Origin of the sequence: Frisingicoccus caecimuris (assembly GCF_004340975.1) — a bacterium.
GTDB lineage: Bacteria > Bacillota > Clostridia > Lachnospirales > Lachnospiraceae > Frisingicoccus > Frisingicoccus caecimuris.
On record NZ_SLXA01000003.1, the window covers coordinates 173,181 to 189,317 of the forward strand.

Below are 16,137 nucleotides of genomic sequence, written 5' to 3' on the forward strand. Positions count from 1 at the left end.
TACTATCAGTATAATAATTTATTGTTTTTTTATCAATAATCCATTGATTTTTTTTTATCAATCGTATAGAATGAATGTGACAATTTCATAATGAGAGGAATTACTTATTGAGAGGGAGAAAATTATGAAAAAAAGAACAAACAAGATTCTTTTGAGCGTAATGACACTTGTAGTAACTGCTGCACTCTGCGCATGTGGAGGCGGCAAGGGAGACGAGTCTTCTGCAGAGAGTAAGAACTCTTCGGAAACAACGACCACAGAAGCTGAAAGCACAGCCCAGGGTACTGCTGTTAAAGGCGGCGAAGTTACCGTAGGTATTGCACAGGATCTGGATAGTCTTGACCCACACAAAATGGTGTATGCAGGAACTAAGGAAGTTTTATTCAATGTCTTTGAAGGCCTTGTAAAGCCGGATAAGAGCGGAGACCTTGTACCTGCAGTTGCAAGCGAGTATGAGGTTTCAGAAGATGCGAAAGTTTATACTTTCACATTGAGAGATGGAATCACATTCCACGATGGCTCAGCAGTCACCGCGGAAGATGTTAAATATTCGATTGAACGATATGCGGAGATTCAGGGTGAAGGCTCCGCATTTTCTATTATGGACAGTGTGGAGATCGTTGATGAGAAGACAGTAAAGGTTAATTTGACCGAAGGAAATTCCGAATTCCTTGCAAACCTGACACTGGCTATTCTTCCGCAGAGCAATGAAGCAAACTTTGAGACTCAGCCGATCGGAACCGGTCCTTTTAAATTCGTTTCTTTTACACCAGGACAGAGTTTTGTTGTTGAAGCTTACGAAGGTTACTGGAATCCGGAACTGCCATATCTGGATAAAGTGACATTCAAGATCGTGGCTGATACAGATACGGCGGTAACAGAACTTCAGGCTGGTACACTGGATGTATGGCAGTACCTGACCGATGACCAGGTTGCTACGCTTACCAGCGGATTCAATATTCTGCAGGGTAATGTAAACTATGTTCAGGCTTTGTTCCTGAATAACAGCTTTGAGCCATTCCAGGATGTTCGTGTCCGTCAGGCGATGAACTACGCCGTAGATAAGGACCAGATCAATGAAATGTTGTTCGGCGGCAAGAGCCACCTCATTGGAACGAATATGATTCCGGCTTTCTCCAAATATTATAACGAAGAGACAGAAACTGTCTACACAAGAGATGTTGAGAAAGCAAAAGAGCTTCTGGCAGAAGCCGGATATCCGGACGGATTTGATTTAGTTATCCGTGTTCCGGACAATTATAAACCACATGAAAGCACAGCAGAAATCATCGTTGAAAGCCTGAAAGAAGTCGGCATCAATGCTACGATTCAGCTGGATGAATTTTCTTCATGGGTTGAAGAAGTTTACACCGGCCGTGACTTCCAGGCAACCATCGTTGCTGTTGACGGAACATTATCTCCGGGAAGCTGGCTGGAAAAGAATCCAAGCGATGCGCCGAAGAACTTCACAAATTACAGCAATGCGGAGTTTGACGAGACTTATGCAGCCGCACTGGCAACCGTTGATGATGACGAAAAGGTTGAACTTTATAAGAAATGTCAGATGATCTTGGCTGAAGATGCCGCATCTGTTTATATTCAGGATGCCGCAAACCTGGTGGCAGTCAATGAGAAGTTGGATGGCTATGTATTCTATCCATGTGCAGCTCAGGATATGTCCGGGGTACATTTTGTAGAATAAATACAGAACAGCGGATTTGAATTATCCGTTTTAAATGAATAGAAAGGGCACGAAATAACCATGAAATACATGCTTAAAAAAATAACAACTCTCATTATAACTTTGTTACTTGTATCCGTGGTTACTTTCGTGGCCTTTTCTGTTATTCCGGGAGATCCGGCTTTAGCAAAGTTGGGAACCTATGCCACGCCGGAGCGGGTAGAAGCCCTCAGAGAAGAGATGGGCTTAAATAAATCCCTTCCGGAACGTTATGTTGACTGGCTTTCCGGAGCCGTTCGCGGTGATTTCGGGGAATCCTATCAGTACGCAGGGACTCCGGTCAGTGAACTTATTAACCAGCGACTTCAGGTGACGGCGATTCTGGCCGTCATGGCTTTCATTATCATTCTGGTGATTTCCATTCCGATGGGAATTGTGTCAGCCAGAAAGGAAGGCACGTGGATTGATGTCTTTATAAATTTGTTTACCCAGGTAACGATGGCGATACCGGCCTTTTTCCTGGGAATGATTTTAACCTACTTTTTTGGACTGACTTTTAAATTTTTTCAGCCGGGGAAATTTGTCATGCCTCAGGAGAATCTGGGATCATGTATCCGATATTTGATCTTTCCGGCCATTGCCATTGCAATTCCAAAGATTGCCATGGTCGTGAAATTTTTAAGAAATTCTGTACTCAGTGAAGTGAAAAAAGACTATGTTCGCACGGCTTACAGCAAAGGAAACCGTACGAAGAAAGTATTATATATACACGTTTTTCAGAATGCTCTGATTCCGGTCATTACCTTTATCGCCATGGTGGCTGCTGAGATTCTTGCAGGCAGTATTGTGGTGGAGCAGGTATTCAGTGTGACCGGAATGGGAAGACTTCTGGTAACGGCAATCTCAAACAGAGATTACCCGATCGTCCAGGCGGTCGTCCTGTATATTACGGTGATTGTTATCATTATTAATTTTATTGTAGATATTCTCTATCAGTTTGTGGACCCACGGGTGCGGACAGAATAGGAGCATAAGATGAAGCGAAAGAAATGGAACTATAATTTGACCATCGGATTGATTTTGACCACGATCGTTGTTTTAATGGCGGTGGTCGGACATTTCTGGACCCCCTATGGGCCGACAGATATGAATTCGATGTTGAAAAACGCTGCGCCGTCATTGGCCCATCCTTTTGGAAATGATAATTTCGGAAGGGATATTTTAAGCCGTATTATGAACGGTATGGGAACGACTTGTTTTGTTGCCCTTTGTACGGTAGGTATCGGTGTTGTGTTCGGAACTATTATCGGAGCCATTACAGGATTTTTCGGCGGATGGCTGGATGAGATCATCATGCGTCTGAATGATGCCCTCAGTGCCTTTCCGAGTGTCCTTCTGGCGTTGATATTTATCAGTCTTCTCGGGCCGGGGCGCAATAATATCATTTTTGCTCTTGGCATTCTGTTTATTCCGAGCTTTGCCCGTATTGTCCGAAGCGAGATCATCCGTTATAAAGAGCTGGAGTTTGTCAAAAGTGCCCAGGTAATGGGAGCAGGAAAACTTCGGATTATTTTTGTGCATATATTACCGAATGCCCTGGTCAGCATGCTGACTTCGGCAACGGTGGGGTTCAATAATGCCGTATTGGCAGAAGCCAGTATGAGTTATCTGGGTCTGGGTGTACAGCCGCCGGAGCCGAGTCTTGGGCTGATGCTTTCAGATGCACAGGCTTTTTTGCAGATTGCACCGTGGTATGCCATTTTTCCGGGACTTACAATTGTTATGATCATTTTAGGTTTTAGTATGATCAGCGAAGGGCTGCGCGTATACCAGGCGAGATAGGAGAAAACCATGGGAGAAAAACTTTTAGAAGTAAAAAATTTAACCATTGGATTTCCGGAAGAAACGGGAATGCGTACCGTAGTTGATGACGTGAGTTTTACTGTTGGCTATGGGGAGATTGTCGGCATTGTCGGTGAATCTGGTTCTGGTAAGAGTATGACAGTGCAGACGATCATGGGACTCAAAAACCGGGATGCCCATATTTTATCGGGAGAGATTCTCTTTAATGGCAAAGATTTATTGAAAATGTCGGATGAAGAGTTGTCAAAAATTCAGGGAAATGATATGTCTATGGTCTTTCAGGAGCCGATGACGTCCCTGAATCCGGTGAAAAAAATCGGCTGGCAGGTAGCGGAAAGTCTAAAAATCCATACATCTATGCCGGATGATGAAATTCATGGCCGGGTTGTGGAGATCCTTGCCAATGTAGGTCTGCCGAAGCCGGAAGAATTGTGCCAGAAATATCCGCATCAGCTTTCCGGAGGTATGCGTCAGCGTGTCATGATCGCTATGGCGATGATCTGTTGGCCGAAGCTGTTGATTGCCGATGAACCGACGACAGCGCTGGATGTGACGGTTCAGGCTCAGATTCTCCAGCTGCTTCGAAAAATCCATATGGAAGCGAATACATCTATCTTATTTATTTCCCATGATTTAAATGTGGTCAAGGAAGTCTGCCAGAAAGTCATTGTCATGTATCAGGGAAAGATTGTGGAGAGAGGGTACACGGAGGAGGTCCTGTATCATCCAAAACATGATTATACCAAACATTTGATTGCATCCATCCCACGGAATAAGGAAGACATCCGGGAAGACGAGCTGGTCATGCAGGCAAAAGATCTGAATGTTTATTATTCTGTGAAGGAACGGGGAATGTTTGGAAAAAAGGAAAACAAACATGTGCTGCAGAATGTGAACTTTCATATTCGACGGGGCGAGATTCTCGGTCTGGTTGGAGAAAGCGGCTGCGGCAAGTCGACCTTGGCAAAATGTATTGTCGGTTTGAATAAAAACTATACGGGTACTCTGGACATCCGGGAGGAGCATCCTCAGCTTGTATTTCAGGACCCTTACAGTTCCCTGAATCCGATGAAAAAAATCGGTTGGATTCTTGAGGAGCCTTTAAAGGTCCATGGAATGAAAGACAAAGCAAAACGAAAAGAGCTTGTCAGTCAGATGCTTACCCAGGTTGGCCTGGACCCATCCTATGCCGACCGGTATCCGAATGAATTGTCCGGCGGTCAGCGGCAGAGAATCAGTATCGGCGGAGCTCTGATTCTGAATTCTAAATTTATCGTGGCAGATGAGCCGGTGTCGGCCCTGGACGTAACTGTCCAGTCTCAGGTGCTCAATCTTCTTCTGGATCTGCATCGGACCCATCAGTTGACTTATTTATTTATCTCTCATGATTTGAATATTGTCCGGCATTTTTGTAACCGGGTCATTGTCATGTATCTGGGAGAGATTGTAGAAGAGGCGGAGGTTGAGGAAATCTATGAGGATCCGAAACACCCATATACACAGCTTTTGTTCCACTCCATACTGACAGATGAACGTAAGCTCCAGAAGATTACCGATGTGGAACAGAGTCGGGAGGATGCGTCGGCGAACGGATGCCCATTTTATCATCGCTGCATGAGTCGGAGCGATGTGTGCCGTGAAAAACGACCGGAACGGATCAACTTGAATCCGGAGGGGCAAGATCCGCATTGGGTCAAATGTTTTAAATATCAATCATAGCTTTATAAAATGCTCGATGCAGGTAATTTACTGTGCATCGGGCATGTTTTTTATGATATACTGTTTAAGAGGAATCATGGCGGAAAGAATAATTTTAGGTAGGGATGTACATAATCATGGACATACCCTGCTTTTTGTAAAATAATGAAATTATTTTGAGAGATGAATCTTATAAGAAAATGCAGGGGAATAAAAATATTATGAAACGGAATATTAAATTACTTATGGAATATGACGGCGGCCGTTATGACGGATGGCAGCGTCTCGGAAAGAAAAACAGTGGAACGACGATACAGGGCAAAATCGAAGAGGTGCTATCGAAAATGACAGGGGAGACGATCGAACTCATTGGTTCAGGACGCACGGATGCAGGCGTTCACGCCCGGGGACAGGTGGCAAATTTTCATACGGACAGCGATATGAAATGTTGGGAGATGAAATATTATCTGAATCGGTATTTGCCGCAGGATATTGGTATCCTTTATGTATCGGATGTGCCGGAACGGTTTCACAGCCGACTGAATGCGAAGTCAAAACGTTATATCTATCGGGTAGCCACAGGGGATGTGCCATCGGTCTTTGATCGTCACTATACGTGGTATTGTTTTGACCGGCTGGATATGGGACTTATGAAGGAAGGCGCTGATCTGATGGTGGGCCAGCATGATTTTAAGGGCTTTTCTTCGGTGAAAAAGACGAATAAATCCACTGTCCGAACAGTCAGCCAGATTGATATTGACGTAAAAGAACGGGAAATTGATTTGATATTTGAGGGCAATGGATTTCTCTACAATATGGTGCGTATTATGGCGGGAACGCTTGTCGAGATTGGAACCGGAGATAGGGAGTCGGAGACGGTTAAAGAAGTTTTCCGTACGAAGAACCGGGAAAAGGCTGGAATGACATTGCCGCCTCAGGGGCTGTTCCTGGATGAAGTGTTCTATGAGTAATGAAATCCATTAGGAGGCTGGATAAATGATTAAGATTCAGGGAAAGTCTGTTTTCGGCGGAGTTGCCATCGGACCGATAGGAATTTTAAGGAAAAAGGATAAAAAAGTGATTCGCAATCATGTGGAGCAGGTAGAAGAAGAGATTAAACGTTATGAGGACGCCTCGAAAGAGGCAGAAAGTCAGCTCCAGAAGCTTTATGATAAAGCACTGAATGAAGTTGGCGAGGCCGATGCGGATATTTTTCATGTTCATCAGCTGATGCTGTCGGATATGGATTATGTGGAATCTATTACGAATATGATTCGAATGCAGAATGTAAATGCGGAATATGCCATTGCCATGACCAGCGATAATTTTTCCACACTTTTTGAAACGATGGATGACGATTATATGCGGGCCAGGGTAGCGGACGTAAAGGATGTTTCCAATCGGTTGATTCAGATATTGAGCGGTCAGGGGGATGACATGCTGCAGGGGGATGTGCCGGTCATATTGGCGGCGGATGATCTGGCGCCAAGTGAAACAGTCCAACTCGACAAATCAAAAATACTTGCCTTTGTGACGCGTTATGGTTCAGCAAACTCCCATACGGCGATTCTGGCCCGGACGATGAACATTCCGGCCATTATTTCTGCGGATTTTCCTGAAGATTGCGAGGAAAAAATCGGGATAGTGGACGGTGCCTCCGGTTGTCTTTACATTGAACCGGAACCGGAGTTACTGCGTGAGATGGAAGAAAAACAGCAAAAGGAGCAGAAAAAACAGGAGCTGCTGCAAACTTTAAAAGGTAAAGAAGATGTGACACTTGGCGGAAAGAAAATCAATCTTTATGCGAATGTGGGAAATATTTCGGATGTGATGACTGCATTAAAAAATGATGCAGCCGGCATCGGCTTGTTCCGAAGCGAGTTTTTATATCTGGAAAAGGACCATTATCCAACGGAAGAAGAACAGTTTCAGGTGTATAAAACTGTGGCAGAGACCATGGCCGGAAAGAAGGTTATTATCCGGACATTGGATATCGGCGCAGATAAACGGATTGATTATTTTAATATAGAACCGGAAGAAAATCCGGCTATGGGTTATCGGGCGATCCGCATTTGCCTGGATCGAGAAGATGTATTTAAAACTCAGCTTCGTGCCCTTTATCGTGCGAGTGCCTATGGGAATATTTCTATTATGTATCCGATGATCATTTCGGTGGAAGAAGTTAAGAAGATTAAAGAAATTTCTGCCGGTATCCGCCGGGAGCTTTCTGCGGCGGGGATATCCTTTGGTAATGTGGAAGAGGGAATTATGATCGAGACTCCGGCCGCTGCCCTTATCAGTGATCTTCTGGCAAAAGAGGTAGATTTTTTCAGCATCGGAACCAATGATCTGTCCCAGTATACTCTGGCCATTGACCGCCAGAATCCAAAGCTGGACATCTTTTTTGACCCGCACCATCCGGCCATCCTGCGCTTGCTTCAGATGGTAGCGGATAATGCCCATAAAGCGGGTATATGGGTCGGTATCTGTGGGGAGCTTGGTGCGGATATATCGCTGACAGAAACCTTTATCCGGATGGGAATGGATGAGCTTTCCGTATCGCCGGCGATGGTTTTGCCTGTGCGGCAGAAAATCAGGGAGACAACTTAAAGAAAATATATTATAATTAGATTTGAATAATGTACAGAAAGAGGAGATTATGATGAATAAAAGACAGCAGGCCATAGACCTTCTTGAACTTATACCGGAAAATAAACTGGATTACATTATCGCGTTTTTGCAGGGTGCAGCTATACCGGACAGACCGATGGATGAAGGTATACCGGAGAGTGAAGAATCGGCGGAGGTTCCTGAATCTGTACGGGGCCTTGAAAAGTCTATGCAGACATTGTTCAGCGGCGATGCAATGCTGGAAGAACAGATGATGGATTTTTCCGAAATGGACGATGTTTATTCCGCTCTGGAAGATATGGCGCGGGCGGAAATCAATCTGTACCAGACAAAAGATAAAAAATAATACCCATGCGTTACAAGACTCCTGTCCTGTGAGACGGTTTTAGTTCATTCACAGGACAGGTTTTTTCTTTAAAAACATATAAAACCTACTTGACAAATAGGAATTACATAAATATAATACAAACAACATAAATAATCATAGTAAACCAATAGGAATATAGGAGGAAGGAAAAATGGCAAATATTTATAAGGGAACATTAGGATTGATCGGCAATACCCCGCTGGTGGAAGTGACAAATATTGAGAGGGCTCTGGGATTGGAAGCAACCATTCTTGTAAAACTTGAGTATTTTAATCCGGCAGGAAGCGTTAAAGACAGAATTGCCAAAGCAATGATTGAAGATGCGGAAGAAAGAGGCGTTTTAAAAGAAGGCTCAGTAATTATCGAGCCAACCTCCGGCAATACGGGTATTGGTCTTGCCGCCATCGCAGCGGCAAAGGGATATCGTATTATTCTGACAATGCCGGAAACAATGAGTATTGAACGCAGAAATATTTTAAAAGCCTATGGTGCCGAGCTGGTTCTTACTGAGGGGACCAAAGGTATGAAGGGCGCTATCGAAAAAGCAGATGAACTGGCAAAAGAGATTCCGAACAGCTTTATCCCTGGACAGTTTGTAAATCCGGCCAATCCGGCAATGCACAAAGCAACGACAGGTCCTGAAATCTGGAATGATACGGATGGCAATGTGGATATCTTTATCGCAGGTGTTGGTACAGGAGGAACATTAACAGGTGTCGGTGAGTTTTTAAAATCCAGGAAACCGGATGTGAAGATCGTGGCCCTTGAACCGGCTGATTCTCCGGTGCTTTCCGAAGGCAAAGGAGGCCCGCACAAAATTCAGGGTATCGGCGCCGGTTTTGTGCCGGAGGTGTTGAATACAAAGATTTATGATGAAGTTTTTACCGTGGAAAGTGAAGATGCCTTCGCTGCAGGCAAGCTGATTGCGAAGCATGAAGGTGTTTTAGTGGGTATCTCTTCCGGCGCGGCTTTATATGGTGCCATTCAGCTGGCAAAACGTCCGGAAAATAAAGGCAAGACTATTGTTGCCCTGCTTCCGGATACGGGCGACAGATATTATTCCACGCCATTATTCGCTGAATGATCAATATTCTTTATGATCGGATCGGACGAGACAGGAGATTCGTATGGATGCTGCAGAAAAATTGATTCAAAATCATGAACTTTCAAAAAAAGAATATATAGAACTTCTTAAGGGGTGGGAAAAACCGAAAGTATCCAGAAAGCTGACAGAAGAAGCCGTCCGGCTTCGAAAACAGTATTATGGAGATAAGGTCTATACACGGGGACTGATTGAATTTACCAATTATTGTAAAAACGACTGTTATTATTGTGGTATTCGTCGTGGAAACAGACATGCCCAAAGATATCGGCTGAGCGGAGAGGAAATTCTTGACTGCTGTGAGAACGGTTATGCCCTGGGATTTCGGACCTTTGTCCTTCAGGGGGGCGAGGACCCTTATTATACAGATGAGCGGATGGCAGATATTGTTCGTTCCATTCGCAGAGATTATCCGGACTGTGCGATCACGCTCTCCATCGGTGAGAAATCCTATGAGAGTTATAAATTATTTAAAGAAGCGGGGGCAGACCGTTATCTGCTTCGCCACGAAACAGCCAGCGAGGAGCTTTATCGCCGGCTTCATCCGGAAGAAATGCTTCTTTCCCATCGAAAACAGTGCTTATATGATTTAAAAGCCCTCGGCTATCAGGTGGGCGCCGGATTTATGGTCGGTTCACCGGGACAAAAGATGGAACATTTGGCAGAAGACCTGATTTTTCTAAAGGAGCTTCAGCCCCAGATGGTGGGAATCGGCCCGTTTATTCCGCATCATGAAACCCGGTTTGCAAATGAGGCGGCAGGCAGCGTTGGGCTGACCTTGTTTCTTTTGTCCGTCATTCGCATATTGCTTCCAAAGGTGCTTCTTCCGGCCACAACAGCCCTTGGAACGATGGACCCTCTGGGACGGGAAAAGGGATTGGCAGCGGGCGCCAATGTGGTCATGCCCAACCTTTCTCCGGTGAAAAACCGAAAACAATATGACTTGTATGACAACAAGATATGTACAGGCGAAGAAGCAGCTGAATGTCGGGACTGCCTGGAACAGAGAGTTTTATCAACCGGTTACCGGCTTGTCGCAGAGCGGGGCGATGCTTTGCTGTAGGAAAATATGGATTATGAAAACCGGATAATCTGAAAACTTACCATTGACAAATTTTTTTTACTGAATTATAATAAATAACAATTAAAAAACCGATGAACAAGAGTAGTAACTTTTATGGTGTATTCCCAGAGAGTCGCGGAGAGGTGAGACCGTGATATATGAGTAAAAGTGAATGGACTTGTGAGGGCAAACCGAAGTTGGCCAGGGCTGATTGTAGGGGCGACGGAATCCGACCGTTATTATGGAACATGTATGATTGTACATGGCTGAGAGCATTCTGAAACAGAATGAATATAGGTGGCACCGCAGGAGAATTTACCTGTCCTATTGTATTATAGGACAGGATTTTTTGTTTTATAGGAAAGGAAGGAAAGAAATGACAGACAAGAAGCAGATCCCTTACAAAATTTATCTTGAAGAAAATGAGATGCCAAAACAGTGGTACAATGTCCGCGCAGATATGAAAAACAAACCGGCGCCTCTTTTAAATCCGGGGACATTACAGCCGATGACAGCCGACGAGTTGGGCGTGGTATTTTGTGAAGAACTGGTAAAACAGGAGCTTGACGATACAACCGCTTATTTTGATATTCCACAGGAAATTCTGGACTTCTATAAGATGTATCGTCCGTCACCGCTGGTCCGGGCCTATTGTCTGGAAAAGGCATTGGATACTCCGGCTAAAATTTATTACAAATTTGAAGGAAACAATACTTCCGGAAGTCATAAATTAAATTCGGCTATTGCCCAGGCTTATTATGCAAAACAGCAGGGCTTAAAGGGCGTGACGACGGAGACCGGAGCAGGGCAGTGGGGAACTGCTCTTTCCATGGCCTGTGCATATCTCGGACTGGATTGTAAAGTGTATATGGTAAAATGTTCCTATGAACAGAAACCGTTCCGTCGTGAAGTGATGCGTACCTACGGTGCGAACGTAACGCCGTCCCCGTCAGAAACGACCAATGTGGGACGTAAGATTCTGGCAGAGCATCCGGGAACTACGGGAAGTCTTGGATGCGCCATTTCCGAAGCTGTTGAAGACGCCACAAGCCATGAAGGTTATCGTTATGTACTCGGTTCCGTTTTGAACCAGGTACTTTTGCATCAATCCATTATCGGTCTGGAAACAAAGGCTGCTCTGGATAAATATAATATTCAGCCGGATATCATCATCGGATGTGCCGGGGGCGGTTCCAACCTGGGCGGATTAATCTCTCCTTTCATGGGCGAGAAGCTCAGAGGCGAAAAGGATTATCGGTTTATCGCCGTAGAACCGGCCAGCTGTCCGAGCTTTACACGGGGCAAATTTGCTTACGACTTCTGCGATACAGGTATGGTTTGCCCGCTGGCTAAAATGTATACTCTGGGAAGCGGCTTTATTCCATCGGCAAATCATGCCGGCGGTTTAAGATATCATGGAATGAGCTCCACACTTTCCCAGTTATATCATGATCATCTTATGGAGGCAATTTCTGTTGAACAGACGTCTGTATTTGAAGCAGCGACAAAATTTGCCCGCATCGAAGGCATTCTTCCGGCGCCGGAGAGCAGTCATGCCATCAAGGTAGCCATCGATGAAGCGATGAAATGCAAAGAGACCGGTGAAGAAAAGACGATTGTCTTCGGACTGACAGGAACCGGATATTTTGATCTGGTTGCCTATGAAAAATTCAACAACGGTGAAATGAGCGACTATATCCCGACGGATGAAGAGCTGGCCGCAGGTTTTGCCGGACTTCCAAAAGTAGAATAAAATAAATTCAGAATATAGGTACAAAAACTTGCATAAATTCCAAAAACAAGGTAAAATAGTACCATGATATTTATGGAGTAAATAGAGCGGAAATATCTCTGGTAAGGCGCCGGAATATATTTCCGCTTTTTCAAAAAACAGACATATGAAGGCGAAATAAGCTATGAGCGAAGAATCAACGATTTTAAGTGTCGGAATTGATATCGGCACTTCCACGACCCAGGTGATTTTCAGCCGGCTGACATTTAAAAATTCGGCCGGATATTTTGCTGTGCCGCATATCGCTATTGTGGATAAAGAAGTCGTTTATAAAAGCAATATCCATATGACGCCCCTTAAAAATCGGGTGATGATCGACGGCGAAAAGGTCAGGAATATCGTGGCTGAGGAGTTCCGAAAGTCGGGCTACAAGCCGACAGATACCCAGACAGGGGCCGTTATCATCACGGGAGAGTCAGCGCGAAAGGAAAATTCAGAAATCGTACTTCGGGAGCTTAGTGATTTTGCCGGAGAGTTCGTCGTTTCAACGGCGGGGCCGGATCTGGAAGCAATCATCGCCGGAAAGGGCAGCGGTGCAAGACAGTATTCCATTGATAATCAATGTACGGTGGCGAATCTGGATATCGGCGGCGGCACGACAAATGTGGTACTTTTTGATGCGGGGGAAGTCATTGCCAAAGGCTGCGTGGATATCGGCGGCCGCCTGGTAAAGGTAACCTCCGATGGCCGGGTAGAATACATCAGTGACAGTGTGTTGAAGATGACAGCGTCCGACGGATTGTCTTTAAATATTGGCGATGAAGCCCAGTATACGAAGATTTACCGGATTGGCGAGATCATGGCGGAGCTTTTGTATCGATGGCTGTGCCGGGAGGATGACCGGCTGCTGGCATCGATCACAACACCGGGCAGCTCACAATTTAAATTTCATAAACCGATTCGGGCCATATGTTTTTCCGGCGGCGTAGCGGACTGTATCTATCATCCGGCCGAAGGTTCATGGATGCGGTATGGCGATATGGGCGTTGTGCTTGGCGAGGCCATTCGGGCCAGCCGTCTGTTTTCTGATTTCCGGGTGATCGAAGCAAAAGAAACGATTCGGGCGACGGTTGTAGGAGCGGGAAGTTATACGACTTCCGTGTCCGGCAGTACGATCACATATAACAGGGATGTTTTTCCACTGAAAAATATTCCCGTATTAAAATTGAGTGACGAAGAACAGCAGGTCTGCTTTTCAGGGCAGACCGGAGACTTGGCGGAAAAGCTTCGGTGGATGCAGAGACAGAGTGATTCCAAACAGCTCATTTTGGCGATGAAGGGAAAACCAAATCCTTCCTATATGGAAGTCAAACGATTGGCTGCCTGCCTTGTGAGTGTTTTGGATGCCCTTTTGCCGGAGGGCCAGCCGATGCTGATTGTCCTTGAATGTGATATGGCAAAGGCTCTGGGGCAGATGATGATGCAGCTTCCAACAGTGCATCCGAGAGATGTTATTTGTATTGATTCGGTCCAGGTGGATCAGAATGATTTTGTAGATATGGGAAAACCGCTGGTGGACGGTCTGGTGATTCCGGTGGTGGTTAAAACCTTAATATTTGGATAAGGTGGTGCAGTATGGCGTACAAAACATTATTAGGCGGACAGATGTTTACCTTCGATTCGGTGAAAGAAGTCATGGCGAAGGCCAATGAAGAAAAATCCGGGGATATTTTAGCCGGAGTGGCAGCCTCGTCCGATCTGGAGCGGATTGCCGCAAAGGAAGTGCTTTCAAATATGTTGCTGAAAGATTTGAGAGAGAATCCGGCAGTGCCCTATGAAGAAGATGATGTGACCCGGTTAAATCAGGACAGTATCAATGAAGTCTTTTATAATAAGATAAAAAACTGGACGGTCAGCGATCTTCGGGAATGGATTTTAAGCTATTCCACGACGGAGCGTCAGCTCCGGGACATGTCCCACGCTCTGACCAGTGAAATGGTGGCGGGAGTGGCAAAGCTGATGACCAATCTGGATTTGATCTATGGAGCTCAGAAGATACAGGTTCCGGCCCGCTGTAATACGACCATCGGCCTTCGGGGAACGATGGCAACGCGGCTTCAGCCAAACCATACGACGGATAATGTGGAGGGTATTACCGCTTCCCTGTTTGAAGGATTGAGCTATGGCTGTGGCGACGCTCTGATCGGTCTGAATCCGGTCAATGATACGGTGTCCAGTCTGGCAGAAGTCCTGCGGCGGTTTGACGAAGTCAAGAATAAATTCGAAATACCGACCCAGATCTGTGTCCTCGGTCATGTAACGACCCAGATTGAGGCGGTAAAACAGGGGGCACCCTGTGATATGATCTTCCAGTCGATTGCGGGAAGCGAAAAAGGGAATAAGGCCTTTGGCTTTTCCACGGATACCCTTCGGGAGGCAAAAGCCCTGCTTAAAAAGCAGGGGACTGCGGTTGGACCGAATGTGATGTATTTTGAGACGGGTCAGGGTTCCGAACTCTCTTCCGATGCCCACTTTGGAGCGGATCAGGTGACGATGGAGGCCCGCTGCTATGGTTATGCCAGGGAGTTTGCTCCGTTTATGGTCAACACGGTGGTCGGTTTTATCGGACCTGAATATCTTTATGACAGTAAGCAGGTCATCCGGGCCGGACTCGAGGATCATTTTATGGCCAAGCTTTCCGGTGTGCCGATGGGCTGTGACTGCTGTTATACGAACCATATGCAGGCAGATCAGAATGACATTGAGAATCTTGCCCTGCTCCTCGGAGCAGCCGGCGTAAACTACATATTAGGTGTACCGGGCAGTGATGATATTATGCTGAATTATCAGACGAATGCTTATCATGATGTGAATGCGGTACGGGAAACTTTAGGAAAACGTCCAATCAGAGAATTTGAAATCTGGCTGGAGAAGATGGGAATTATGGAAAATGGACGGCTGACCGACAGAGCCGGTGATCCGACCATATTCCTGAGCAGAAAATAGGGGAGGATGCCAATGTTAACACAAAGTCAGATTGACGCCATTGCAGAAGCGGTCATTCAAAGCATGAAACCGGCGCCAGCCCCGGAAGAAAAACGAAGGATGCACCGGACGACAGAGATAAAAAAGGACAGGCCGGTGGAAGCTTCGGAGGTCGTTCCGATGGACGCCTCCTTTATGATGGAAAAGTCTCCGGCCGAAAGGGTTTCACAAAAAAACGGTCTGGCAGATAATGAAGGACTGATCGATATCACATCGCCGGAAGTCAAAGCCATACCTCTGCTGGACCATGTGGAGGACCGGGAAGGACTGGAACGGATGATAGCCCGGACTCCGGCGCGCATCGGCGTGGGCAACTGCGGACCGCGGTTAAAGACACGGACCATGCTGACCCTTCGTGCAGATCATGCGGCGGCCAGAGACGCGGTATTTATGGATGTCAGTCAGGAGCTTTTGGACAGAATGAATCTTTTTACAGTGGCGACCCGGTGCATGGATAAGACTCAGTTCTTAACCCGCCCGGATCTGGGACGTATTTTCCCACCGGAGGGACTGGAAACCATTAAATCCAAATGTGTCCATGACATCGATGTGCAGATTTATGTTTCTGATGGTCTGTCATCGACGGCGGTGGAAGCAAATCTTGAAAATATATTACCAATCATTATAGAAGGCCTGAAAGCCAAAGGTCTGAAAGTCGGAACGCCGTTTTTTGTTAAAAACGGACGGGTGGCCGCTATGGATCAGATATCGGAGGCGCTGAATGCCACGGTGACCTGCGTATTGCTCGGCGAGCGGCCGGGACTGGCGACGGCGGAAAGTATGAGCGCTTACATAGCTTATAAGGCGACGGTGGGGATGCCGGAGGCCCGGCGGACGGTCGTTTCCAACATCCATTCCAGAGGGATTCCGGCGGTGGAAGCCGGCGCCTATATCGTGGATGTGATTCAGAAGATTCTGGAAGCCAAAGCCAGTGGGGTTGAACTGAAAAAATAGG

13 protein-coding genes and 1 other annotated feature are annotated in these 16,137 nt (G+C 46.0%); all 13 genes read left to right on the top strand.

Translation table 11 applies throughout. The features are described from left to right. Positions 1 to 124 precede the first annotated feature (124 nt). The 13 genes from EV212_RS04915 to eutC all read left to right on the top strand — a co-directional run bounded on the left by EV212_RS04915 (position 125) and on the right by eutC (position 16,136). Entirely contained in the window at positions 125 to 1,702 is a 1,578-nt protein-coding gene (locus tag EV212_RS04915; RefSeq protein WP_132089727.1) for an ABC transporter substrate-binding protein, read from the top strand. 60 nt (positions 1,703 to 1,762) lie between these two features. Next, the gene (locus EV212_RS04920) at positions 1,763 to 2,707 is read left to right on the top strand and encodes an ABC transporter permease (RefSeq protein WP_132089730.1); all 945 of its coding nucleotides are present in this window, start codon (positions 1,763 to 1,765) and stop codon (positions 2,705 to 2,707) included. A gap of 9 nt (positions 2,708 to 2,716) precedes the next feature. Beyond that, positions 2,717 to 3,523, top strand: a complete 807-nt coding sequence (locus EV212_RS04925; RefSeq protein ID WP_132089735.1) for an ABC transporter permease — start codon at positions 2,717 to 2,719, stop codon at positions 3,521 to 3,523. A 9-nt stretch (positions 3,524 to 3,532) separates the two neighbouring features. Further along, a complete protein-coding gene (locus tag EV212_RS04930) occupies positions 3,533 to 5,263 on the top strand; it encodes a dipeptide ABC transporter ATP-binding protein (protein WP_132089738.1) in 1,731 nt (576 codons plus the stop codon). A 200-nt stretch (positions 5,264 to 5,463) separates the two neighbouring features. Continuing rightward, positions 5,464 to 6,213, top strand: a complete 750-nt coding sequence (gene truA / locus EV212_RS04935) for a tRNA pseudouridine(38-40) synthase TruA (RefSeq protein ID WP_132089741.1) — start codon at positions 5,464 to 5,466, stop codon at positions 6,211 to 6,213. 25 nt (positions 6,214 to 6,238) lie between these two features. Then, a complete protein-coding gene (gene ptsP / locus EV212_RS04940) occupies positions 6,239 to 7,852 on the top strand; it encodes a phosphoenolpyruvate--protein phosphotransferase (RefSeq protein WP_132089744.1) in 1,614 nt (537 codons plus the stop codon). 49 nt (positions 7,853 to 7,901) lie between these two features. Beyond that, the gene (locus tag EV212_RS04945) at positions 7,902 to 8,219 is read left to right on the top strand and encodes a hypothetical protein (RefSeq protein WP_132089747.1); all 318 of its coding nucleotides are present in this window, start codon (positions 7,902 to 7,904) and stop codon (positions 8,217 to 8,219) included. Between the two features lie 172 nt (positions 8,220 to 8,391). After that, complete coding sequence (gene cysK / locus EV212_RS04950; protein ID WP_132089750.1) at positions 8,392 to 9,324, top strand: cysteine synthase A; 933 nt, start codon at positions 8,392 to 8,394, stop codon at positions 9,322 to 9,324. Positions 9,325 to 9,367: 43 nt separating this feature from the next. Further along, on the top strand, positions 9,368 to 10,405 hold the full coding sequence (gene hydE / locus EV212_RS04955) for a [FeFe] hydrogenase H-cluster radical SAM maturase HydE (protein WP_132089753.1): 1,038 nt from the start codon (positions 9,368 to 9,370) through the stop codon (positions 10,403 to 10,405). 83 nt (positions 10,406 to 10,488) lie between these two features. Continuing rightward, positions 10,489 to 10,735, top strand: a binding site (T-box leader). Between the two features lie 46 nt (positions 10,736 to 10,781). Further along, positions 10,782 to 12,158, top strand: a complete 1,377-nt coding sequence (locus EV212_RS04960; protein WP_132089755.1) for a TrpB-like pyridoxal phosphate-dependent enzyme — start codon at positions 10,782 to 10,784, stop codon at positions 12,156 to 12,158. 163 nt (positions 12,159 to 12,321) lie between these two features. Further along, positions 12,322 to 13,761, top strand: coding sequence for an ethanolamine ammonia-lyase reactivating factor EutA (locus EV212_RS04965; RefSeq protein WP_132089758.1), 1,440 nt, complete (start codon positions 12,322 to 12,324; stop codon positions 13,759 to 13,761). A gap of 11 nt (positions 13,762 to 13,772) precedes the next feature. Further along, complete coding sequence (locus tag EV212_RS04970; RefSeq protein ID WP_132089760.1) at positions 13,773 to 15,143, top strand: ethanolamine ammonia-lyase subunit EutB; 1,371 nt, start codon at positions 13,773 to 13,775, stop codon at positions 15,141 to 15,143. Positions 15,144 to 15,155: 12 nt separating this feature from the next. Next, the gene (gene eutC / locus EV212_RS04975; RefSeq protein ID WP_243115464.1) at positions 15,156 to 16,136 is read left to right on the top strand and encodes an ethanolamine ammonia-lyase subunit EutC; all 981 of its coding nucleotides are present in this window, start codon (positions 15,156 to 15,158) and stop codon (positions 16,134 to 16,136) included. Position 16,137 lies beyond the last annotated feature (1 nt).

What these genes read in the sequence shown, in the direction of transcription:
- EV212_RS04970 (WP_132089760.1), top strand. Translation starts at nt 13,773, where the DNA reads ATGGCGTACAAAACATTATTAGGCGGACAGATGTTTACCTTCGATTCG.
- cysK (WP_132089750.1), top strand. Translation starts at nt 8,392, where the DNA reads ATGGCAAATATTTATAAGGGAACATTAGGATTGATCGGCAATACCCCG.
- eutC (WP_243115464.1), top strand. Translation starts at nt 15,156, where the DNA reads ATGTTAACACAAAGTCAGATTGACGCCATTGCAGAAGCGGTCATTCAA.
- EV212_RS04960 (WP_132089755.1), top strand. Translation starts at nt 10,782, where the DNA reads ATGACAGACAAGAAGCAGATCCCTTACAAAATTTATCTTGAAGAAAAT.
- EV212_RS04930 (WP_132089738.1), top strand. Translation starts at nt 3,533, where the DNA reads ATGGGAGAAAAACTTTTAGAAGTAAAAAATTTAACCATTGGATTTCCG.
- ptsP (WP_132089744.1), top strand. Translation starts at nt 6,239, where the DNA reads ATGATTAAGATTCAGGGAAAGTCTGTTTTCGGCGGAGTTGCCATCGGA.
- EV212_RS04920 (WP_132089730.1), top strand. Translation starts at nt 1,763, where the DNA reads ATGAAATACATGCTTAAAAAAATAACAACTCTCATTATAACTTTGTTA.
- EV212_RS04915 (WP_132089727.1), top strand. Translation starts at nt 125, where the DNA reads ATGAAAAAAAGAACAAACAAGATTCTTTTGAGCGTAATGACACTTGTA.
- EV212_RS04925 (WP_132089735.1), top strand. Translation starts at nt 2,717, where the DNA reads ATGAAGCGAAAGAAATGGAACTATAATTTGACCATCGGATTGATTTTG.
- hydE (WP_132089753.1), top strand. Translation starts at nt 9,368, where the DNA reads ATGGATGCTGCAGAAAAATTGATTCAAAATCATGAACTTTCAAAAAAA.
- EV212_RS04965 (WP_132089758.1), top strand. Translation starts at nt 12,322, where the DNA reads ATGAGCGAAGAATCAACGATTTTAAGTGTCGGAATTGATATCGGCACT.
- EV212_RS04945 (WP_132089747.1), top strand. Translation starts at nt 7,902, where the DNA reads ATGATGAATAAAAGACAGCAGGCCATAGACCTTCTTGAACTTATACCG.
- truA (WP_132089741.1), top strand. Translation starts at nt 5,464, where the DNA reads ATGAAACGGAATATTAAATTACTTATGGAATATGACGGCGGCCGTTAT.